This is a genomic window from Pedobacter frigidisoli (assembly GCF_004331675.1).
In the GTDB taxonomy this organism is placed as follows: domain Bacteria; phylum Bacteroidota; class Bacteroidia; order Sphingobacteriales; family Sphingobacteriaceae; genus Pedobacter; species Pedobacter frigidisoli.
In genome coordinates this window covers 1-21,871 of the sequence record NZ_SJSN01000001.1, presented here as the reverse complement: position 1 = coordinate 21,871, position 21,871 = coordinate 1, and the positions used below count along the sequence as shown (strand labels likewise).

The 21,871-nt window shown below is 37.5% G+C and carries 14 protein-coding genes and 3 tRNA genes; 10 read left to right on the top strand and 7 right to left on the bottom strand.

Annotation, left to right across the window (positions count from 1 at the left end; genetic code table 11):
- Nucleotides 1-2: 2 nt before the first annotated feature.
- A complete protein-coding gene (locus EZ449_RS00080; RefSeq protein ID WP_131555925.1) occupies nt 3-875 on the top strand; it encodes an FKBP-type peptidyl-prolyl cis-trans isomerase in 873 nt (290 codons plus the stop codon).
- On the opposite strand, the gene EZ449_RS00075 is transcribed toward EZ449_RS00080, so the two are convergent.
- From EZ449_RS00075 to EZ449_RS00065, 3 genes are all read right to left on the bottom strand, one after another.
- The gene (locus EZ449_RS00075) at nt 868-2,205 is read right to left on the bottom strand and encodes a cryptochrome/photolyase family protein (protein WP_131555924.1); all 1,338 of its coding nucleotides are present in this window, start codon (nt 2,203-2,205) and stop codon (nt 868-870) included. The genes EZ449_RS00080 and EZ449_RS00075 overlap by 8 nt on opposite strands.
- A 100-nt stretch (nt 2,206-2,305) precedes the next feature.
- The gene (locus EZ449_RS00070; RefSeq protein WP_131555923.1) at nt 2,306-3,229 is read right to left on the bottom strand and encodes a TIGR01777 family oxidoreductase; all 924 of its coding nucleotides are present in this window, start codon (nt 3,227-3,229) and stop codon (nt 2,306-2,308) included.
- A gap of 478 nt (nt 3,230-3,707) precedes the next feature.
- Nucleotides 3,708-5,324 carry a DUF4139 domain-containing protein gene (locus EZ449_RS00065; RefSeq protein ID WP_131555922.1) on the bottom strand — a complete coding sequence of 539 codons (1,617 nt, stop codon included), beginning with the start codon at nt 5,322-5,324 and terminating at the stop codon, nt 3,708-3,710.
- 182 nt (nt 5,325-5,506) lie between these two features.
- Here EZ449_RS00065 and EZ449_RS00060 point away from each other — a divergent pair, with 182 nt between their 5' ends.
- The 4 genes from EZ449_RS00060 (at nt 5,507) to EZ449_RS00045 (ending at nt 12,049) form a co-directional block, all read left to right on the top strand.
- Nucleotides 5,507-6,781, top strand: a complete 1,275-nt coding sequence (locus tag EZ449_RS00060; protein ID WP_131555921.1) for a DASH family cryptochrome — start codon at nt 5,507-5,509, stop codon at nt 6,779-6,781.
- Nucleotides 6,782-7,302: 521 nt separating this feature from the next.
- Nucleotides 7,303-10,101, top strand: a complete 2,799-nt coding sequence (locus EZ449_RS00055) for a 2-oxoglutarate dehydrogenase E1 component (protein WP_131555920.1) — start codon at nt 7,303-7,305, stop codon at nt 10,099-10,101.
- Between the two features lie 123 nt (nt 10,102-10,224).
- Complete coding sequence (gene odhB / locus EZ449_RS00050) at nt 10,225-11,451, top strand: 2-oxoglutarate dehydrogenase complex dihydrolipoyllysine-residue succinyltransferase (RefSeq protein WP_131555919.1); 1,227 nt, start codon at nt 10,225-10,227, stop codon at nt 11,449-11,451.
- A 238-nt stretch (nt 11,452-11,689) separates the two neighbouring features.
- Nucleotides 11,690-12,049, top strand: a complete 360-nt coding sequence (locus EZ449_RS00045; RefSeq protein WP_131555918.1) for a ribosomal maturation YjgA family protein — start codon at nt 11,690-11,692, stop codon at nt 12,047-12,049.
- A 519-nt stretch (nt 12,050-12,568) separates the two neighbouring features.
- Here EZ449_RS00045 and EZ449_RS00040 read toward each other — a convergent pair.
- From EZ449_RS00040 to ileS, 3 genes are read right to left on the bottom strand one after another with little or no spacing between them, the layout of a single operon-like run.
- Nucleotides 12,569-13,171 (bottom strand): lipoprotein signal peptidase, encoded by a 603-nt coding sequence (locus EZ449_RS00040; protein WP_131555917.1) that lies wholly within the window; start codon nt 13,169-13,171, stop codon nt 12,569-12,571.
- Nucleotides 13,171-13,554, bottom strand: a complete 384-nt coding sequence (locus EZ449_RS00035) for a TraR/DksA family transcriptional regulator (RefSeq protein WP_131555916.1) — start codon at nt 13,552-13,554, stop codon at nt 13,171-13,173. Before EZ449_RS00035 ends, EZ449_RS00040 begins: the two co-directional genes overlap by 1 nt.
- Before the next feature lie 34 nt (nt 13,555-13,588).
- Nucleotides 13,589-17,044: an isoleucine--tRNA ligase gene (ileS, locus tag EZ449_RS00030; protein ID WP_131555915.1), complete on the bottom strand. Its 3,456-nt coding sequence runs from the start codon at nt 17,042-17,044 to the stop codon at nt 13,589-13,591.
- 268 nt (nt 17,045-17,312) lie between these two features.
- Here ileS and EZ449_RS00025 point away from each other — a divergent pair, with 268 nt between their 5' ends.
- On the top strand, nt 17,313-17,585 hold the full coding sequence (locus EZ449_RS00025) for an isoleucyl-tRNA synthetase (protein ID WP_131555914.1): 273 nt from the start codon (nt 17,313-17,315) through the stop codon (nt 17,583-17,585).
- Nucleotides 17,586-17,887: 302 nt separating this feature from the next.
- Here EZ449_RS00025 and EZ449_RS00020 read toward each other — a convergent pair whose 3' ends face one another.
- Entirely contained in the window at nt 17,888-20,239 is a 2,352-nt protein-coding gene (locus tag EZ449_RS00020) for an efflux RND transporter permease subunit (protein ID WP_225872181.1), read from the bottom strand.
- Nucleotides 20,240-20,361: 122 nt separating this feature from the next.
- Here EZ449_RS00020 and recO point away from each other — a divergent pair, with 122 nt between their 5' ends.
- The 4 genes from recO (at nt 20,362) to EZ449_RS22540 (ending at nt 21,549) form a co-directional block, all read left to right on the top strand.
- Entirely contained in the window at nt 20,362-21,087 is a 726-nt protein-coding gene (gene recO, locus EZ449_RS00015; protein WP_131555913.1) for a DNA repair protein RecO, read from the top strand.
- Between the two features lie 148 nt (nt 21,088-21,235).
- Nucleotides 21,236-21,310, top strand: a tRNA-Val gene (locus EZ449_RS00010).
- 46 nt (nt 21,311-21,356) lie between these two features.
- Nucleotides 21,357-21,434: transfer RNA gene (locus EZ449_RS00005), tRNA-Val, on the top strand.
- A gap of 37 nt (nt 21,435-21,471) precedes the next feature.
- A tRNA-Lys gene (locus EZ449_RS22540) sits at nt 21,472-21,549 on the top strand.
- Nucleotides 21,550-21,871: the final 322 nt, after the last annotated feature.

Below are 21,871 nucleotides of genomic sequence, written 5' to 3'. Positions count from 1 at the left end.
AAATGAACAATTTTACTAAACTTAGCCTTTTTGCATTGCTATTGGCTACTACAATATTCAGCTCATGTACAAAAGAATATGAGTCTATTCAAGCTGTAGATGATGTTGCTATTCAGGCTTATATAAATAGCAATAAGCTAACTATGACCAAAGACGCTACGTCTGGTTATTATTATAATGTTATTACACCCGGAACTGGTGCCGTAATTAAGAATTCCGATTCAGTTTACTATTCTTATACTTTCAAATTATTAAATGGAACCGTTTTGAATAAAACTTCTGATTTAATGATCCCTGGAACATTTTTAGGCTACACTGATCAATTTACAATCGGAGGAACAGCGTATGTTTTTACTCCAATAAGAGAAGTATTAACAAAATTAAAAAGAGGTGGGACTGCTTCTTTAATTATGCCGTCTAATTTGGCTTTTGGAAAAAATGGCTTAAGTGCTATTAACGTAGGCTCTAATGAAAATATTATTGTCGATTTAGGGATTTATACCCAAGCTAAAAGACACGAGGTTGATGAATTTGAGATCAATAAGTTTATTGCCGACAATAAATTAACGATGATAAAAGACGTATCTAGAGCAAGATATAGCATTTCTAACCCAGGTACTGGAACAAGTGTAATTACTGTAAATTCTACTATTGCTGCGAATTATACATTGAGATATTTAGATGGAACTGTAATTCAAACAGTTACCGATGGAAGTTTTAGTGGATTGTTGAGCGATTTGGTTAAAGGCTGGCAACTCATATTACCAGGTAAAGTAACCACTGGCGGCAAATTACGTTTAATTATTCCATCAGATCTTGGATATGGTACTACACCTTTAGATTTCGATATTGAAATTGTTAGTGTTACTAACTAGATAAAGCTTCTTTAAAAACCTTAAGCACTCTTTCCCGTGCGAATGTATGCTCAACAATTGGTTGGGCATATTTTTTTGTTCCAAATTCTGGCACCCATTTTTTTATGTATTCAAATTTTGGATCAAATTTCTTGGTTTGAAGCTCAGGATTAAAAACCCTGAAATATGGAGCAGCATCGTTTCCAGAACCTGCAGCCCATTGCCATCCACCCACATTGCTCGCCATTTCATAATCCAGAAGTTTCTCGGCAAAATAGGTTTCTCCCCAGCGCCAATCTATTAAAAGGTGTTTGCTTAAAAAGCTGCCAACAACCATGCGAACACGATTATGCATCCAGCCGGTTTCATTTAATTGGCGCATGCCAGCATCTACAATTGGATATCCTGTATTTCCTGTACACCAAGCCTTAAATTCCGCTTCGTTATTGCGCCATTTAATTTTATCGTATTGCTTTTTAAACGAATTAGAGGCTGAATAGGGAAAGTGCCAAAGGATAGTCATGTAAAATTCTCGCCAGGCCAATTCCGATAACCATACATTGGATTTTGCATCAATGGCATCTTTTGCCGCTTTGCGGATACTTAGCGTTCCAAATCTTAAATGCAAGCCAATATGGGTTGTTCCGTCTATTGCGGGGAAATCACGTTCTTTCGCATAATCATCCAACTTGCTTTTGTAGCTAATCTTCGGGAAATCGATCTTGCTTTTTCCAAAGCCCATTTCCGCTAAACTTGGTAGCGGCAAGTGTTTGGTTTCTAAGAAATTTTTGAAGTATTTTTTTGTGGGATAAGCTTTCGTGTAAAAATCATTGAGCTTAGCGTGCCACTGTTTATAGAAAGGTGTAAAAACGGTGTATGGTGTTTTATCGGCTTTAAGAATCTCGTCTTTTTCGAAAATTACCTGATCCTTAAAAGTTTTGAACTCAATCTTTTCACTAGTTAAAAACTCAGCCATATTATCATCGCGTTCGCGGGCATAAGGCTCATAATCATGATTGGTGTATACAGCGGCTACATCATAATCATTTAAAACCTCCGACCAAACTTTTTCAGGCTTACCATATTTTACCAATAAATCGGATCCAACTTTGCGAAGTTCTTCTTTCAAATCCTCGATAGTTTGATGAATGAAAGTTACACGAGCATCATCCTGGGGTAACTTATCTAAAATGTTCTTATCGAAAATAAATAGCGGTAAAATGGAATTTCCACTTCTCAAAGCATGGTATAAACCGGCATTATCCGTCAAACGTAAATCGCGGCGGAACCAGAAAACCCCCAAACCCCCTAAAGGGGGCTTTGAATTTCCATCGGTTTTATTATTTTGCATAAATGAATCTTATCATAAGTGTTTTGAATTTTTTGCACTTGCTATTGCCTATCGTTTTTAGTTCCCCTTTCGGAGTTAGCAATTTATTTGCCTATCGTTTTTAATTCTCCCTTCGGGGGCTAGGGGAATACAAATCCCTCAGCGCATCATCCAAATGTGTAAATTTAAATTTAAATCCAGCATCTAAAATTTTTTGGGCAGAGGTATTGTTGCTCATCAAAACTGCTTCTGCTCTTTCGCCCATTAATAATTCAATTGCTTTTTTAGGAACTTTAATAGGCCAAAAAGGGCGGTGCAAATGTTTTGCTATAGCTTGAGTTAAGGTTTTGTTGGTTACAGGAAAAGGAGCACAGGCATTGTAGCAATCTTGCATTTTCAGGTTTTCAACGGCTTCGATATACATTTCAACCATATCGCTTATGTGTAACCAAGGCGTCCACTGTTTGCCGGTTCCAAGTGCAGCACCAACAAACAAACGCACCGATTTATCGAGCTGTGGCAATGCGCCACCATAGTTACTTAAAACAATACCCGTTCTCAATTTCACAATCCGCAAGCTTAACTTTTTTCCCTGATCAACCGCTTCTTCCCAAAGTTTGCAGCATTCGGGCAAAAAACCAAAACCATTTGGACTTTCTTCGGTCAAAATTTCATCGCCGCAATCGCCGTAATAACCCACTGCAGAAGACGAAATAAATGACTTAATCTGATGGCCTGGTTTAGATTTTATGGTTTTAAAAAGTAACTCGGTCGATTTAACACGACTATCAATAATCAGTTTTTTGCGCTCATCCGTCCATGCCTTATCTGCTACTCCTTCGCCAGCGAGGTGGATAATCGAATTTACGCCATCAATGCAATTTTCATCGATTGTACCCTTGTAAACATCCCAAACAAATGAATTTGGCTCATTGCCCTTTTTCCTGGAAAGTGTATTTACCTCATAACCCTTACTTAGCAAGTGTTTTTTGAGTTCGGTGCCAACAAGTCCGGATGCTCCAGTAATCAGAATCTTTTTTACCATGATTTTAAAACACTAAAGATACAAAAGGGTTTTGCGTTATCGTTATTCTCGCGTATGCGGGAGTCTTGAAGAGTGGTAAAAGAAAGCGATTTTATTCGTCACAGACATTATTTAAGTTTAAAATATAGAACAAGGTGATAGTGCGTATATTATGACAAATCTGTTGTGTAGTATAATTTAATTCGTCAAAATGATGAATTGGAATGAAAGCTCAGTAATTCTTGGAGGTCATCAGTCCCGCCATTTGCTTTACACCAATGAATCCCAGTGGCTTTCGGGACGGTTTGCCCGCTGTTATCGTGTTTAAGTTGGGCAGGTTGTGTCTGCCCAAAAGCTACTGCCCTTTATACCTAAACCCGATCGAAGCGAAATGCCCCCAATTTTTCATTGGGGCAGAAGTGTGAGCGGGACTGAACTTCGCCAAAAAATCAGAACCGCTCATTTCCAAAAACCTAAAAAAGATTTTTAATCCTTAATATTAAAGTCCTGCAATAATCTTGTTTTTAGGTGCCTTAACCGAATAACTTAACTTAATTGTTTTGGTTTCGTTTGGAGCAATTTTAAGTTGCCACGAAAGCATTCCACTTTCCTTATTTACTTCTGCGCCGCTATTTTCCAATAATTCTATTTCAATATCGCTTTCCGTTGATAAGGGATATTGATCTTTTAGCGATAAATCGATGGCCTCTTTTTTTGTATTTCTAATTTTGATCAGATAGGTAAATACCTGCTTTTTGTTCGTTCCAACAAATTTAGTGCTGCTAAAATCTTGTTGCTTCTCTTTGGTAATAATAATCTTTTTATCCTTACCCATACTCAAACTTAAAGTATCCAAAATATTTGCCGGATCGATATATGATTTGCCCGTATAAGTTCCCTCAAAAATAATATTTGCATTCCCAGCTTGGAGATTTAACTTTTCCCAGTCGGTAACATCAGCCAATAAATAAGCATCAGTACTTAGTTTTGGTGCAGCAAAATATTTGTATTTTGCAGGTACTTCGTATTCTTTAAAGGCAACCGTGTGGGGTTTGTTGTCGCTATTTACATCATAAGGAATATCGATATCAAAAGTAACCCCTAGCTGGGTTTCGTTAACAGATGTGTAATTATTGATGGTAGATACCGAACCTGTTAAATCTTTCTTATCTGTCTTGCCATAGTTTACAACCACTACTTCGTTAAGCATTTGTTCTTGTTTTACCACAGGTGATGCCATCCCTCTAATTTTAAATTGCTGTTGTTGATAAGTAGAAACAAACCAAGGATTTAAATTTGGTGCAGTAATATTATAATTCGGGTTTCCGGTTGATAAGGAAAGCTTTACCTTTTTCCAATCTAAGCCTGTGCTTTGCGTAATCGCTGCCTTGTAAACTATTCCTAAAGGATTGGAGGTGCTCATTGCCTTAATATCGTAACTGGCTAGCCAATTTGCATTCGGCGTAACGTAAGAAACATTGTAATTTGCTTCCGTACTTTCTTTTGCCATTAACTGCAAAACCAGCTGACCGAGTTGCTGGTTAGGGCTATTTCTTAGCTCGGCAATTTGTTGTTGCAAAGCATTAAGTTTTTGTGCTTGTTTTTCCTCAATTGTCGTAAGCACAGAAATTGCATTTCTCACTTCAGCATTTTTGGTTCGGTAATAGTCTGCTAATTTAATCAGCTCTGCTACGTTCGTTCCAGAACTTGTACCACCAGATTTACGGTTTTCATCTAACAAAACCAAGGTCTGCTCTTCGATGGTTTTAGCGTTTTTGGTTTTGGTTAACTCATTGTTCACTATCTTAACGCTATCGTTTAGCTTTTTAATTTCTGGATTGGCGGCATCGGTATTTAAGAAATCTTTATTAAACTGAACCGCCAAAATGGTAACTCCTGCAGAAACGCCTACTTGAATGGAGCTTTCATTTACCCGACCAGAGATATTATTGATCACAATTTCTGATGTTCCTGCCGGAAGATTTACTTTCCCCTTATGCGAAAGTTGAGCGCCGTTATTGTAAACGGTTACACTTTCTAAATTGGCTTTGGTTTTGATTTGTTGTTGTGCAAATACGCTTAGCGGAAATAACAGCATCGTTAGTAATCGTTTCATTATTTTTTCTTATTATAGTGTGTCGAAATCAAATATTTGAATGGAGGATGAGCTAAACAACGATTTTCCATAAACTGTGGCTCTTTTTGTTGCCTATTTGTAAAGAATGATTCAGCTTTTTGATGCAGCCAAAAAATAAGATAAATTTGTAGTTGCGTTCTTATAACACTTTTTAGCAAAACATGTCCAAAAAAATTTTAGTCTGGTTTAGAAATGATCTTCGCTTGCATGATAATGAAATGCTTGTGGAAGCAATCGCTAAATCCGATTCGATTTTACCAGTTTATATTTTAGATCCTCGCCTCTTTGGGGATACGAAGTATGGGACGCTTAAAACTGGCAACATTAGGGGCCAATTTATTCTGGAAAGTGTTTTAGGTTTAAGAAATTCGCTTAAGCAAATTGGCGGCAACCTGCTTATTGCAGAAGGTAGCCCGGAAGATATTATTCCCCAATTGGTTCAGGAATATGAAATTTCTGAAGTTTATCACCACAGGGAAGTTGCCCGCGAGGAAACCCACATCTCTACCTTGGTGGAGAATGCACTTTGGAAGTTGCGCATCAACTTAAAACATTTCATTGGCCATACATTATATAACAAGGAGGATCTGCCTTTCCCAATTAAGGATATTCCTGATGCCTTTAATCAGTTTAAAAAGAAAATTGAACGCGATTCGATTATCAAACCCTGTTTTTTAGCTCCCGATAGAATTAATGTTGCCGAAGTTATAGATTGGGGAACTTTATCCACTTTGGATGATTTTAGTCTTGTTCCCCAGCAAAAGGATCAGCGATCTGATTTTGAATTTACCGGAGGCGAGGCCGAAGGTTTGGTTCATCTTCAAAAGGTTATTCTTGCCATGCAGCAAGCGGCTACCTCTAAAAATTTAATTCTTGCCTCTAAATTATCTGCTTGGCTGGCCATTGGTGGCTTATCGCCTCGCAAGGTTTACTGGGAAATAAAGAAAATGGAAGGTGTTCCTAATACAAAAGCTATGTTTAACCATATTCTTTTGGGTTTATTATGGAGGGATTATTTCCGTTTTATGTTCAAGAAATATGGCAATACATTTTTTAATCCCGATGGATTTGGAAGTCAGGGTTTAGTTGATATGGCTAATGAACAAGAAAACTTTAATAGTTGGAAAAACGGACAAACGGGTTTTGCAATTGTTGATGCAGTTATGAACGAGTTAAATCAAACTGGCTACATCTCAAATATTGCCCGCCAAACTGCGGCACTGTATTTGGTTAATAATTTAGAGGTGAGCTGGGTTTTTGGCGCTGCTTATTTCGAGGAAAAGTTAATTGATTATAATCCGGCGAGCAATTGGGGCAATTGGGCAAATATGGCAGGTGTTGGTAACGATCAAAAAACAAAAAGTGTTTTTGATTTAGATAAGTATATCAAAAACCTCGATCCGAAAGGAAATTATGCCTTAACCTGGGCATCTTAACAAATATTCAATTTTGAATGAATAATTCAATGTTTGGTTAACATTTATTCGTTTAATTAGAAAAGCAAAAGCAGTAGCTCCTTTAATTTTACTCGGGCTATTTGCTATAGCTCCCTATAAAAACCGGAGGCTGCCGCGTATATCCCGTTTAGGTGGCCAAATATGTGCTACTATTTGAGGTTGTATGGGGCGTTTAGCCGTTTACATTTTACAACCTTTAAAAAAAGCTTCGGCATTAAGTAAACTAAACCCGATTGTACGGACGGCAGTTTTTTTCTAACTGCCTGGAGGAAAAGCGGGAGCGAACCTTTGCTAAGTATGCTAAAACCTGCTTTTCTTAATAATGTTTTTAGCAATTAAAATTCATTATAACAACTGTGGTTGGCGCAATATTTGCCCAGCAGGGTTAGCTGGAAAAATGGTTTTAATTTTTTTATCGAATAATTTAATTTAATGCAGTTTTTTGCCGTTTATATAAGGTAAAATTCTAATTTTGTAATGCTTATAGTAAACAGTTAATAATGGGTAGTTTATCTTATCTTAACGGCGAAAACGCCGAATATATAGATTCTTTATATCAGTCGTATCAGCAGGATCCTGAATCAGTTGAGTTTGGTTGGCAGAAATTTTTTGAAGGTTTCGATTTCGGAAGAGGTGCTGAAGCCCCGACAATAACTGCAGAAACTCCTGAACAATTTTTAAAAGAGGTTAGTGTTTTAAACCTGATTGACGGGTACCGTACTCGTGGTCACTTGTTTACGCATACCAATCCGGTACGCGAAAGACGTAAACATTTGCCAACTTTAGATTTGGCCAACTTTGGTTTATCTGATGCAGATTTAGAAACTGTATTTAACTCAGGAGTAGAAATTGGTATTGGTGCGGCAAAGCTGAAAGATATTGTTGCCTTTTTAAAACAAACCTACGCACACTCCATCGGTGCAGAATATAAATTTTTACGTACACCGGAAGTGTTGAACTGGATTCAACAAAAAATGGAAAGTGCACGTAATACACCTAACTTCTCTATCGATGAGAAAAAGCGTATCCTTAGGAAATTAAACGAGGCCGTAAGTTTCGAAAATTTCTTGGGAACAAAATTCTTAGGACAGAAACGTTTCTCATTAGAAGGTGCTGAAGCTTTAATTCCTGCATTAGATTCGGTTATCGAAAAGGGTGCTGAATTAGGAATTGAGGAATTTGTAATTGGTATGGCGCATCGCGGTCGTTTAAACGTGTTGGCGAATATCATGCAAAAAACTTACAAAGATATTTTTGCTGAATTTGAAGGTAAAAGCTACAATCCTGATACCCCGTTTGGTGGTGACGTAAAATATCACTTAGGTTATTCTACTGATGTAACTACGGTTGCAGGTAAAAGCGTTCACTTGAGTTTATGCCCAAATCCATCGCATTTAGAAACCGTTGATGGTGTGGTTGAAGGGATGAGCCGTTCGAAAATCGATTTCAAATATGGTGGCGATAACTCTCGTTTAGCGCCAATTTTGATTCATGGTGATGCTTCAGTTGCTGGACAGGGTATTGTTTATGAAGTTATTCAAATGGCAGGACTTGAAGGTTATAAAACCGGTGGAACAATTCACTTGGTAATTAATAATCAAATCGGTTTTACTACCAATTATAAAGATGCCCGTACAAGTACTTACTGCACAGATATCGCCAAGGTAACTTTATCTCCGGTTTTCCACGTAAATGGCGATGATCCTGAAGCTTTGGTTTATGCCATTAATTTGGCAATGGAATATCGTCAGAAATATAAAAACGATGTTTTCATTGATATTTTATGCTACCGTCGTTTCGGACATAATGAAGCTGATGAGCCTAAATTCACTCAACCTTTATTGTACAAAACAATTGAAAAACACCCTAACCCAAGGGAATTATATATCGAGCAGTTAACTAAAGAAGGTAAATTGGAAGCCGGTTTGGCAAAAGAGATGGAAAAAGATTTCCGTGGAATTTTGCAAGAACGCTTAAATGAGGCTAAAGAATATGTAGCTGGAAATACCGAAGTTAAATTTGGTGGTGCATGGGCAGATTTGCGTATGGCAACTCCAAAAGATTTTGAAACTTCTCCAGTTACGGCGGTTAAAAAATCTACTTTATTAGAGATTGGTAAACGCATTACTACTTTACCAGCAGATAAAAAGTTCTTCAAAAAGATTGAAAAATTATTTGGCGAACGAACCAAAATGGTTAACGAAAGCAATGTTTTCGATTGGGCAATGGGCGAGCAATTGGCTTATGGTACTTTGTTATCAGAAGGTAAACGTGTTCGTTTAAGTGGTCAGGATGTAGAACGCGGTACGTTTTCTCATCGCCACGCGGTTTTAACTTTAGAAGACAGCGAGGAAGAATATGTGCCATTGGCAAACATTTCAGACCAACAAGCAACATTTGATATTTACAATTCGCACTTATCAGAATATGGTGTTTTAGGTTTTGAATACGGTTATGCAATGGCCAACCCGAATGCTTTAACCATTTGGGAAGCACAATTTGGAGATTTCTTTAACGGAGCGCAAATTGTTGTTGACCAATATATTGCGAGTGCAGAAACAAAATGGCAACGTGAAAATGGATTGGTCATGTTATTGCCTCACGGTTATGAAGGTCAGGGTCCAGAGCATTCATCGGCTCGTATTGAGCGTTTTATGGAGCTTTGTGCCGATTACAACATGCAGGTTACCAATTGCACTACGCCAGCAAACTTCTTCCACGTTTTACGTCGCCAGTTTAAACGCGATTTCCGTAAGCCGTTAATCGTATTTACACCGAAAAGTTTATTGCGTCACCCAGCTTGTGTTTCAAAACTAGAAGAATTTACAGAAGGTGGTTTCAAAGAGGTAATTGATGATGTAAATGTTAAAGTTGCAGATGTTACGAGAATCGTTTTCTGTAGCGGTAAAATTTATTATGAGTTGCTAGAAAAACAACAGGCAGATAAAGTTAAGCATGTAGCAATTGTTCGTGTAGAGCAACTTTATCCTACTCCAGTTGACCAAATGGAAGTAATTAAAAAGAAATATAAAAATGCTAATGAGATTTTCTGGGTACAAGAAGAACCAGAAAACATGGGCGCATGGCCATATTTGTTCCGTAAATTATATAAAACTGGCTTAAAAGGTATTGATGTAATTTCTAGAAGAGAGAGCAGCAGTACAGCAACTGGTTTTGCGAAGCAACATGCTAATCAACAAGCTTATATTTTGGCTAAAGCATTAGAAGTTCCTGTTAAACAAGAGGAAGTGAAAGATGCCGCTAAAAAAGCGAGCAAGAAAATGGCAGAAGCCGATTAGTGGAATAACCAATAATCAAATTCCAATTTTCAGGCTTATAAAATGGACATTAGGATTTAATAATTGATTATTGAAATTTGGTTATTATAAAATAATATTTAGAATAAAGACATATTAAACATTATGAGTTTAGAGATAAAAGTTCCACCAGTTGGTGAGTCGATAACGGAAGTTGTTTTATCACAATGGTTAAAGAAAGATGGCGATGTTGTTGAGATGGATGAAGTGATTGCTGAGTTAGAATCAGACAAAGCTACTTTCGAATTAACTGCAGAACAGGCAGGAACTTTAAGAACCATAGCTGCTGAAGGTGATACTTTACCAATTGGCGCAGTTGTTTGTAAAATTGAAGATGGTGGCGCAGCTCCTGCAAAAGCTGATGCTCCAAAAGCTGAAGAAAAATCAGTTGTAGCTGAAGAAAAAACTTCTGCTCCCGTTGCTGAAAAATCTGGCGATAGTTATGCTACAGGAACTCCATCTCCAGCTGCAGGTAAAATTTTAGCTGAAAAGGGAATTGATTCTTCAGCTGTAAAGGGAACCGGTGTTGATGGTCGTATAACGAAAGACGATGCTGTAAATGCTGAAGCTGGTAAAAAACCAGAAGCCCCTAAAGCAAGTGCTCCAGTTGCAGCAGCTGCTCCAGCAGGAAGTCGTACTGAACGCCGTGAGAAAATGTCTCCTTTGCGTAGAACGGTTGCAAAACGTTTAGTTGCTGTTAAAAATGAAACCGCAATGTTAACCACTTTTAACGAGGTTAACATGAAACCAATTATGGATTTACGCGGAAAATACAAAGACCAATTCAAAGAAAAATATGGTGTTGGTTTAGGTTTTATGAGCTTTTTCACTAAAGCGGTAACCGAAGCTTTAAAAGATTTTCCTGCAGTTAATGGTCGTATTGAAGGTGAAGAATTGGTTTACAATAACTTCGCTGATATATCGATTGCAGTTTCTGCACCAAAAGGTTTAGTGGTTCCTGTTATTCGTAATGCAGAAAGCATGAGTTTAGCAGAAATTGAAAAATCTGTATTGACTTTAGCTTTAAAAGCTCGTGATGGTAAATTAACGATCGAAGAAATGACCGGTGGAACTTTTACCATTACCAATGGTGGTGTATTTGGTTCAATGATGTCAACTCCGATTATCAATGCGCCACAATCCGCTATTTTAGGAATGCACAATATTATTGAGCGTCCAGTTGCTGAAAAAGGTGAAGTGGTTATTCGTCCGATGATGTATGTTGCTTTATCTTACGACCATAGAATTATTGATGGACGTGAGTCTGTTGGTTTCTTGGTTAGAGTTAAACAATTATTAGAAGACCCAGCTAGATTGTTATTGGGAATATAATCCTTAACATTAAAATATAAAGCCTTGACATTATGTCGAGGCTTTTTTGGTTTAAGATGGGTATAAATATTCGTCATTGCGAGGCACGGAAGCAATCTTAAAGCACTTGGTTAGATTGGCGACCGCATTAGGATTGCTTCGTGCCTCGCAATGACGAACGCCTATATATTTTTGTTTCATTGTCCAAAGATTTCTCGACTTCGCTCGAAATGACGATATTTCTATTATATATTTAACCATGAAATTAACGTTCAACTCAAAATTCCTTTTCATTTTTATTGCGATTCTTATTATCGAAATATTAATCGCTAAATACCTGCATGATGCATATATTCGCCCTTTTGGTGGTGATGTTTTGGTTGTGGTTTTGATATATGCTTTCCTTAGAATATTCTTAAAGACTAATTATAAAAAACTTGCTTTAGGCGTGTTGATTTTCTCTTTTGCTATCGAATGCTTGCAAGGCCTGCATTATGTAAATTGGCTGGGCTTAGCGGATAATAAATTCTGGAGTACTGTTCTTGGAACTTATTTTACTTTTTATGATTTGCTAGCTTATTTTGTGGGGTATTTGATTTGTTTGTTGTTAAAGGATTGATTTTAGTTATTTGTTATTCTGAGGGATAATTTATTTCATAAAAATCAATATAAATGACGTTTAAGGCGGTCGTCATTGCGAGAAACTATCTTTCATAGTTTCGTGGCAACCTCATTGCTGCTTGTACATTGGAAAGACAAGGTGGAGATTGCCATCCCGATGCATCGGGAATGAAGAATCAGAATATTCTCGCAAGGACGCGAAAACATCAATGGTAGGTACGAAGAATCTGCAAATGATTAGCACTATTCTAAAATATTGCACAGCCATTTTTCGGAAGTGGGTTAATTGATGGTTGTGTTTCATCGCTTGGAGATTCTTCACTATGTTCAGAATGACAAACCCAGAGCCATTTTTCACTTTCTCGCTTAACAACAAAGCCCATCTCAATTAAGAAATGGGCTTGTAAAACTTTGTCAACTTTCTGTGCTACTGCTTATTAAAGTTGACAAAGTTAAACGTAGTATAGATGCGATTAGGATTCTAATCGTAATTTGTAAATCTACAATCGTAATTCTCCTAATCTTCTACTATCTCACTATTAATGCTCACCTCATCCTTTACATCCTCTTTAAAGTAATTCTTTTGGAAGATTAGGATAAGTATTACACCTACTGAAATTGCCGCATCAGCAAGGTTAAAAACTGGTCTGAAGAAAACAAACTCGTCGCCTCCCCAAATTGGAATCCAGGTAGGGAAGTGGCCCTCAGCAATCGGGAAGTAAAACATATCTACCACGCGACCGTGAAACCAGCTTTCGTAACCGTATATTTTTCCATAGAAAACAGAATCGATGATGTTTCCTAATGCACCTGAAAAAATCAAAGCCACATTTAAGATTAAACCACGATGATATTTATTCTTGATTAAATAATTTAATCCATAGCCGATTCCCGCAACTGCTGCGATTCGGAAAAGAGATAGCGCTAATTTGCCAAACTCACCACCAAATTCCATCCCAAAAGCCATTCCATTATTTTCGGTGAAATGGATAATAAACCACTTACCAATAATGTTAAACTCCTGACCAAGATACATATGAGTTTTAACCCAAGTTTTAACCAGCTGGTCGGCTAGTAAAACCAAGAAGATTAATATTAAAGGTTTTGTGTAGCCTTTCATTAACTCTGCTTTAATTTGGCTTCCATGCTCAAAGTTGCATGTGGAACCGCACGTAAACGTTCTTTTGGAATCAATTTGCCAGTTTCGCGACAAACGCCATAAGTTTTGTTTTCGATACGAACCAAAGCATTTTCAAGGTTATCAATAAATTTTTTCTGACGAGCAGCTAATTGATTGATTTGCTCTTTTTCCATTGTTGCAGAACCATCTTCCAGTGTTTTGTAAGCACCTGAAGTATCTTCTGTTCCGTTTGCATTCGGGTTGCTTAAAGAAGTTGTTAACGAGTTAAGTTCTTCTTTAGAACTGCGTAATTTATCTTGAATTAATTCTTTAAATTCTTGTAGTTCACTGTCTGAGTAGCGTGTTTTGTTGCTGTTTTCCATGTTCTATATCTAATTTTCTAATTTATGGATTTCTTTATATTTTATTTACTGAAATGTTCAATTCAACATCATCAATTACGATTTTGTTTGCATTCTCCATTTCTTCCGTCAATTCAAATTCATCGGCCAATATTTCGGCGCAAATGTAAGCTTTGTTTTTAGCAACTGCATGAGCTACTAAGTTATCATTTTGTAACCTAACTTTAATCCTATCGGTCACTTCAAAATTCAGTTCCTTACGTAAGTTTTGGATACGGTTAACCAACTCACGAGAGATTCCCTCTTGTTTCAATTCTTCTGTAATCGTAACATCTAAAGCAACAGTTAAGTTGCCTAAGTTGGTTACTTGCCATCCTGGAATATCTTCGGCAAAAACTTCAACATCATCATTTAAATTGATGGTAAATTCTTCGCCATTGCTTCCAACCACAATAATGAAACCGTCATTTTCTAAACGTTGGATATCATCTTGATTAGAATTTTCTAAAGCCTGTTTAATTAGGCTCATATCTTTACCAACTTTTTTACCTAACGATTTAAAATTAGGTTTTAGCTTTTTCTTAACGATACCATGCGTGTCCGTTATAAACTCGATATGCTTAACATTTGTTTCACTTAAAATGTAATCAGCAACTTTAGATATTTTTTGCTCGAAATCGCTATTTAACGATGGTATTAAGATTTTCTCTAGAGGCTGACGAACATTGATGCTCGATTTTTTACGTAACGATAAAACCATTGATGAAATATCCTGAGCATAAACCATACGCTCATTTAAATCATTATCGATTAAACTTTGGTCAGCCTCATTCCACAAAGTTAAGTGAACTGATTGCTCCGCTTTTGCATCGTTAACGGTTAAGTTTCTGTACAGCCAATCGGCAAAGAAAGGCGCAACAGGACTCATCAGCTGTGCTAAAGTTTCTAAACAAGTATAAAGCGTTTCGTAAGCAGCACGTTTATCATCAGTCATTTCACCTTTCCAAAAACGGCGGCGACTTAACCTAATATACCAGTTACTTAAATGCTCATCAACAAATGCCTGAATGGCACGAGTTGCTTTCGTTGGCTCGTAAGTGTTGTAACTTTCATCAACTTCGTTGATTAAGGTTTGCAGTAACGATAAAATCCAACGGTCTAATTCTGTTCTGTCTTCAACTTTGCTTAAATTATTTTTATCGATTTCGAATTTATCGATGTTGGCATACAAAGCAAAGAATGCGTAAGTATTGTAAAGTGTTCCGAAGAATTTGCGACGAACTTCAGCGATTCCCTCAATATCAAATTTTAAATTATCCCAAGGGTTTGCATTCGAAATCATGTACCAACGCGTAGCATCAGCACCATATTCTTTTATGGTTTTGAATGGATCAGCAGCATTGCCCAAACGTTTAGACATTTTTTGTCCGTTTTTGTCCAATACCAATCCATTCGAAACCACATTTTTGTAGGCAACTTTATCAAAAACAAGCGTAGAAATTGCATGTAAGGTATAAAACCAGCCACGGGTTTGGTCAACTCCCTCAGCGATAAAATCTGCGGGGAAATCTTCGTTCGCATCAATGGTTTCCTTATTTTCAAAAGGGTAGTGCCATTGTGCGTAAGGCATCGAACCAGAATCAAACCAGACATCAATTAAATCACTCTCACGATTCATTGGTTTACCTGATGGAGAAATTAAAACAATCTTATCGACAACGTTTTTATGTAAGTCAATCAGGTCGTAATTCTCTTCAGACATGTTCCCGATTTCGAATCCTTTAAACGGATTTTCTTTCTGGAAACCCGCTGCAATAGATTTTTCGATGGCATTGTAAAGCTCTTCCACCGAACCGATTAAAACTTCTTCTTTTTTATCTTCGGTTCTCCAGATTGGCAACGGAATTCCCCAATATCTCGAACGCGATAAATTCCAGTCGTTGGCATTCTTAAGCCAATTGCCAAAACGGCCCTCACCCGTAGATTTTGGTTTCCAGTTGATGGTTTCATTAAGGTCGAACATTCTGTCTTTAACATCAGTAACTTTAATGAACCAAGAATCTAAAGGATAATATAACAGTGGTTCATCAGTTCTCCAGCTGTGTGGGTAACTGTGAACATATTTTTCAACTTTAAAAGCTTTATTCTCTTCCTTTAATAAAATCGCCAATTCTACATCAACCGATTTTTCAGGTGCTTCACCAGCGTTATAATATTCGTTTTTAACATATTTGCCAGCAAAAGGACCAACATGTTTGGTAAATCTTCCCTGCAAATCTACTAGCGGAACAAGGATGTCATTATCATCCATTACCAACATCGGCGGGATTTCAGGAACAGCTTCTTTGGCAACTTTAGCATCATCAGCACCGAATGTTGGCGCAGTGTGTACAATACCAGTACCATCTTCTGTGGTTACGAAATCGCCAGAAATTACTCGGAAAGCATTTTCAGGATTTGTATATGGTAAAGCGTATGTTAAAAGTTGTTCGTATCTAATGCCCACCAAGTCCGTTCCTTTGCATTCGGCAAGTATTTGGTAAGGTATCTTTTTATCACCAGCTTTGAAATTAGCAAAATCTTCAGCTTTATTACTTTCGAAGAAACCTTTGCTGAATTGTTTTCCAACCAAGCTTTTTGCCAAAATTACATTAGTTGGCAAGAAAGTATATTGATTAAAAGTTTTAACTAAAACATAGTCGATTTTTGGTCCGACAGTTAAAGCTGTGTTTGATGGTAAAGTCCACGGTGTTGTTGTCCATGCCAGGAAATAAAAATCCTCCCCCGACCCCTCCGAAAGAGGGGAGGCAAGATGAAATGCCTTTTCCACGAAATTTTCCGCTCCCTTTCCTTTGGAAAGGGCTGGGGATAGGCTTTTAAACTGCGCAACAATTGTCGTGTCCGTAACATCGCGGTAAGCGCCAGGTTGGTTCACTTCGTGCGAACTTAAACCTGTACCAGCTTTTGGAGAATACGGCTGAATGGTGTAACCTTTATAGATTAAGCCTTTATCGTAAATTTGTTTTAAAAGCCACCAAACCGACTCCATGTATTTCGATTTGTAGGTAATATACGGGTCGTCCATATCTACCCAATAGCCCATTTTTTCAGTCAAATCGTTCCACACATCGGTGTAGCGCATTACTGTTTTTTTACAAGCTTCGTTATAATCTTCGATAGAGATGGTTTTACCAATATCTTCTTTGGTAATGCCTAATTCTTTTTCGGTACCAAGCTCAACAGGCAAGCCGTGAGTATCCCAGCCAGCTTTTCTTTTAACCTGATAACCCTTAATTGTTTTGTAACGGCAAAAAATATCTTTAATAGCACGAGCCATTACGTGGTGAATCCCAGGCATGCCATTGGCAGATGGTGGTCCCTCGTAAAAAGTAAACGGATTAGATTTAGGACGAGATGAAATGCTCTTTTCAAAGATGTTTTCTTCTTTCCAAAAATCCAGTATTTCTTGCCCTATTTTGGCAAGGTCCAATTGTTTAAATTCGCTATACATCAATTAAGTACCTCAAAAAATTAAGGATGCAAAGTTAAAAAAATTGGCTGAATTTTGGTAGTTTTGGTGTAAATACTTTTGAGGTGAAATTATTTAATATCGGACTTTCGTTAATGATTGTAGCTGTAATTTCGCTACCCATTATTGCCGTTATTAATCCCGAAAACCGCGATTTTGTGCTCTATGGTTTTTATTTTTGTGGTCTTTTAGAACTTATAGGACTAATCTTTGTTTTATTTCATATCATTACCTTAAAAAAGAAAAACCCATGATAAAGCTATTTAAGTTACAAAAGGCCGTTTTAGTTCTCATTTTAGGTGTGCTTTCTTATATCTCATATAGAATTTTAGATGCTAACGAAGTGACTTGGGCTCGCTATCTGCAAATGCTGGCCGGTGTTTTGGTTATGGTTGGTGCGCTTTGGATGTTGTACCCGATTCTTTTTGCTAAAAAAGATAACGATGGAAATGCCGAAATCATCACCGACCCAACGGTTGAAGTTTCGATAGATGAGGAAGAGAAAAAGCCCGTAACGGAGTAGAGATTTCTACCATAAGAAATATAAGCATATTTAAGTTTGGTTGGCTATTAGCTTATATTTTCTTAAATGTCTTAAATGGTTCAAAATTTTTGGAAAATCAATACCTGTATTTCAATTTAATGTTCGTCCTGCTGTACGCTTTACTTCGTTGACAGCCGGGGCTGCCACTACGTGCTCGCTACCATCAGGTTTAGATAACTCAGGTTAGACTACAGAATGAAGTTTGTCCCCACCGAATTGCCTAAGCTTTTAATGATATAACCCAGGGTTTAAACCCTGGGCAATGCTGCAAATGAAAATGTCTAATGGTCGAACCCACCAACATTCTTTGCTGATTCCTCATCGGAAACCACTTTTCTAACTTTCTTCTTATCCAGCCATAAAACCAAGGCAGGCAATAAGGTAAGGTTAAACACTAATGCTACGAATAGCGTAATTGAAAGTAATAAACCTAAAATAACCGTTCCGCCAAAAGTAGAGGCAGTAAAAATTCCGAAGCCGAAGAAAAGAATTAACGCAATATGCGTCATGCTTACGCCCGTCTCTGTAATGGTATCTGTAACCACTTTTGGAACTGAGAAGTTCGTTAAATTCAATTCTTGTTGGTATCTCGTTAAGAAATATATCGTTTGGTCTGATGCCAAGCCAAAGGCAATTGTGAAAATTAAAATCGTTGATGGTTTTAACGAAATTCCAAAATAACCCATAATTCCAGCTGTAATAATTAGCGGAACGATGTTCGGTAGTAAGGAAATAAACATGATGCCCAGGCTTTTAAATTGAGCCAATCGCAAAAGCGAAATCAACACAATAGCTAAACCAATACTTTCGAATAAATGTCTCAACATATAATCCGTTCCTTTAGAGAAGATAACGCTTGAACCCGTTAATTCGACATCAAATTTATCAGGAGGCAAAATGCTGTCGATGCGAGGTTTTAATTCAGCCATAATTGCGTCCAAGCGTTTCGACCCAACATCGGCCATTTGAAAACTAATTCTGGTGCTTTGATTTCCTTTGCTCACAAAATTGGTTAGTAGACTTGCATTTCCTTTTCCGCCATTGGCAATATAAGCCAGAATGAAGTTTTTCTCCATGTTATCAGGCAGACGGAAGAATGTAGAGTCATTGTTGTAGAAAGCTTGTGTAGCATATTTCAAGCCCATGTTAACCGAAATCGAACGGGAAAATTCAGGGTAAGCGGAAATCATTTTTTCCATCTTCTCCATTCTCTTTAAATTCGTCAGGTTGAAAACGCCATTCTTTTTCTTAGTGTCAACGCTAACTTCCAGCGGCAAAATTCCCTCGAAATTTTTCTCGAAGAACTTTAAATCCGTTAAGATTGTCGAACTTTTTGGTAAGTCATCAACTACATATCCGTTTACGTTAATTTTCATCACACCGATAAAAGCAATGATGGAAATAACGATGGTACCGATATAAATTACCGAACTTTTATTTTGAACAAGAATATCAGTTTTAACTAATAATTTGTGTAGAAAACCCTCTTCAACATGAGTTTGAGCTTTCAGTTTTGGTGCAGGTAAATAGCTGAAAATAATCGGGATTAAACACAGGCACATTAGCCAGGTAATCATTACGTTTATCGATGCTACGCTACCAAATTGCATTAATAACTCACTTCCTGTGAAGTACAAAACGCCGAAACCAATAGCTGCAGTAATGTTTGCAATCAGTGTGGTAACCGCAATCCTTTCGATGGTTAGGCTTAGAGCTCGTTGTTTATCGCCATCTTTTCTCAGCTCATTCTGGTATTTATTTAATAGCAAAATACTGTTCGGAATACCAATAATTACAATCAGTGGTGGAATTAATCCTGTTAAAATCGTTAACTCAAATCCGAACAGAACCAAAGTGCCAATACTCCAGATTACGCCCATAATTACCACTAAAATCGGGAAGAAAACAGCGTAGAATTTTCTGAAGAAAATCAACAAAATAATTGCGGAAACTAAAATTGATAATCCTAAAAACAATACAAACTCATTGCTTACCAATTTACTTACTGCGGTGCGGATGTAAGGCAAGCCCGAAATATGAACCTGAATTTTGCTTTTTGCTTCAAAGGCTTTTGCTTTCTCCTCAATCTGTTTTAAAATCGGGTTTCTTTCTGCGGTATTTAGAATCTTGGTATCAAAAGTAATGGCCATTAAAGTGGCATTTTGCTTATTGTAAACCAAGCCCTCAAAAAACGGTGTATTGTATATGGTGCTTTTAATCGAATCCATTTCTGTATCGGTTTTCACCAATCCAGCTGGAATAGCTCTTAAAGTAAATTTCTGATTAACAGTGTCTTTCTCCAATTGAAAAATTCTTCCTGAAGATAAAACTGCCTTTATTCCTTTTAACTTTTGAATATCATTACTAAGCTGAACCCATTGGTTGTAAGTCTCTTTCTTAAAAATATCTGGCGATTGAATACCAATTACCATCACGCTTCCATCCTCACCAAAAGTTTTTTTGAAGTTGTTATATTTAACGAAGGCGCTATTGGTAACAGGCAAAATTTTACTTCCCGTGTAAGAAAGTTTTACATTTTTGGCTTGGTAAGCCATGAAAACCGTACCTAATACAAAGAATACAATAATTGCGATACGGTTCTGAAGAATAAACCTTGAAAGCTTAACCCACATGTGTTGTCTAGTTTTAATTATAATGATAACGGCAAAACTAATCTTATTTATAAATCAGCGTGATCTTTTGCGCAATTAAATTTGCACAAATAACATACTTTTGATAAAAATGTTTTAATCGCATGTTGCACAAGGTTAGAGGTATTGTTTTAAAGACCACCAATTACAGCGAAAGCAGCGTAATTGTGCAAGTGCTTACCGATAAATTCGGGATGCAATCTTACCTGATTAATGGTGTTAAAAAGCCTAAAGCAAAGATTAAAATGAATATGTTACAATCGCTTCATCTATTGGATATGGTGGTTTATCACAAAGCAAATACCAATATTCAACGCGTTTCTGAAGTTCGGCAAACGCCTGTATTTAAAAGTATTCCTTATGATATGACTAAAACCAGCATTGTCATTTTTCTGAATGAGGTGCTTTACAAGAGTATTCGTCAGCAATCTGCTGATGATAGTTTGTTCGACTACATTTTTAATTCGATAGCCTGGTTTGATGAGAGTGAGGAGCTCAATCCAAATTTTCACTTATCATTTTTGCTAAAGCTGACCCGTTTTTTAGGCTTTTCTCCAAACGAGAAAAGAAGAACAGACCAAATTTATTTCGACCTGCAAGAGGGCGAGTTTGTTTCACGACCGCCAATTCACTCTAACTATCTTCATTTAGAAGATGCATTAGGATTCATTGCTTTATTTAATTCGCCGTTGGAAAAAATTTCTGAAATAAAAATGAGCAATGTACAACGAAGATTTTTGTTAGATAAGATATTGGTATTCTATACCTTACACACAGCTTCGTTTGGAGAAGTTCAATCGCATAAAATTTTGGAAACCTTGCTTAGTTGAAAAAAAGCGAAAAAGATTTGCGAAACAATATTATACCACTATATTTGCATTCCCAAAAGGAAAGGGAAATTAGCTCAGCTGGTTCAGAGCATCCCGACATTATCAGTCGGGAGGGTCGGGTTAGAAGAATTGACAGATTGAAAACAAAGGGAAATTAGCTCAGCTGGTTCAGAGCACCTCGTTTACACCGAGGGGGTCGGGGGTTCGAACCCCTCATTTCCCACACAACCTTTCAAGGATTTGAGAGGTTTTTTAATAAATGCCAGAGAGGGAAATTAGCTCAGCTGGTTCAGAGCACCTCGTTTACACCGAGGGGGTCGGGGGTTCGAACCCCTCATTTCCCACCAAATGCCTTTCAGAAAACTGAGAGGCATTTTTCGTTTTAAGAAATTAGCTCAGCTGATTGAGAGCATCCCGACATTTCGTCGGGAGGATCGTGGGTTTCGAACCCCTCATTTCCCACAAAGCCTTTCAGGAAACTGAGAGGCTTTTTTTTTTGGGTGCGCCGGGCATGTCAATCGACTATAGGGTTAGAGTCCCGAACACGCTTAGCAGTAGGAAGTGTTAGCCAGAGACAAGGGTGTCGTGGGTGACTGCGAATCTGAAGGAAGTCCGCGGCAAATATGGGGGCCTACGAACAGAAACTGTATATGAGGCGGATTTAGTCCGGGTGATGTTGCCCAACAAACAGAAGCCCAATACTGCACGGGGACTATTACGTATATACAGAGGCCACATCCATAGGAAGTAGATTGTCCTACCCCGGGAGATCTGAATGAGTTCT

Excerpts from the sequence above, each read along its gene's own strand:
- EZ449_RS00080 (WP_131555925.1), top strand. The coding sequence starts at position 3 with ATGAACAATTTTACTAAACTTAGCCTTTTTGCATTGCTATTGGCTACT.
- EZ449_RS00075 (WP_131555924.1), bottom strand. The coding sequence starts at position 2,205 with ATGCAAAATAATAAAACCGATGGAAATTCAAAGCCCCCTTTAGGGGGT.
- EZ449_RS00070 (WP_131555923.1), bottom strand. The coding sequence starts at position 3,229 with ATGGTAAAAAAGATTCTGATTACTGGAGCATCCGGACTTGTTGGCACC.
- EZ449_RS00065 (WP_131555922.1), bottom strand. The coding sequence starts at position 5,324 with ATGAAACGATTACTAACGATGCTGTTATTTCCGCTAAGCGTATTTGCA.
- EZ449_RS00060 (WP_131555921.1), top strand. The coding sequence starts at position 5,507 with ATGTCCAAAAAAATTTTAGTCTGGTTTAGAAATGATCTTCGCTTGCAT.
- EZ449_RS00055 (WP_131555920.1), top strand. The coding sequence starts at position 7,303 with ATGGGTAGTTTATCTTATCTTAACGGCGAAAACGCCGAATATATAGAT.
- odhB (WP_131555919.1), top strand. The coding sequence starts at position 10,225 with ATGAGTTTAGAGATAAAAGTTCCACCAGTTGGTGAGTCGATAACGGAA.
- EZ449_RS00045 (WP_131555918.1), top strand. The coding sequence starts at position 11,690 with ATGAAATTAACGTTCAACTCAAAATTCCTTTTCATTTTTATTGCGATT.
- EZ449_RS00040 (WP_131555917.1), bottom strand. The coding sequence starts at position 13,171 with ATGAAAGGCTACACAAAACCTTTAATATTAATCTTCTTGGTTTTACTA.
- EZ449_RS00035 (WP_131555916.1), bottom strand. The coding sequence starts at position 13,554 with ATGGAAAACAGCAACAAAACACGCTACTCAGACAGTGAACTACAAGAA.
- ileS (WP_131555915.1), bottom strand. The coding sequence starts at position 17,044 with ATGTATAGCGAATTTAAACAATTGGACCTTGCCAAAATAGGGCAAGAA.
- EZ449_RS00025 (WP_131555914.1), top strand. The coding sequence starts at position 17,313 with ATGATAAAGCTATTTAAGTTACAAAAGGCCGTTTTAGTTCTCATTTTA.
- EZ449_RS00020 (WP_225872181.1), bottom strand. The coding sequence starts at position 20,239 with ATGTGGGTTAAGCTTTCAAGGTTTATTCTTCAGAACCGTATCGCAATT.
- recO (WP_131555913.1), top strand. The coding sequence starts at position 20,362 with ATGTTGCACAAGGTTAGAGGTATTGTTTTAAAGACCACCAATTACAGC.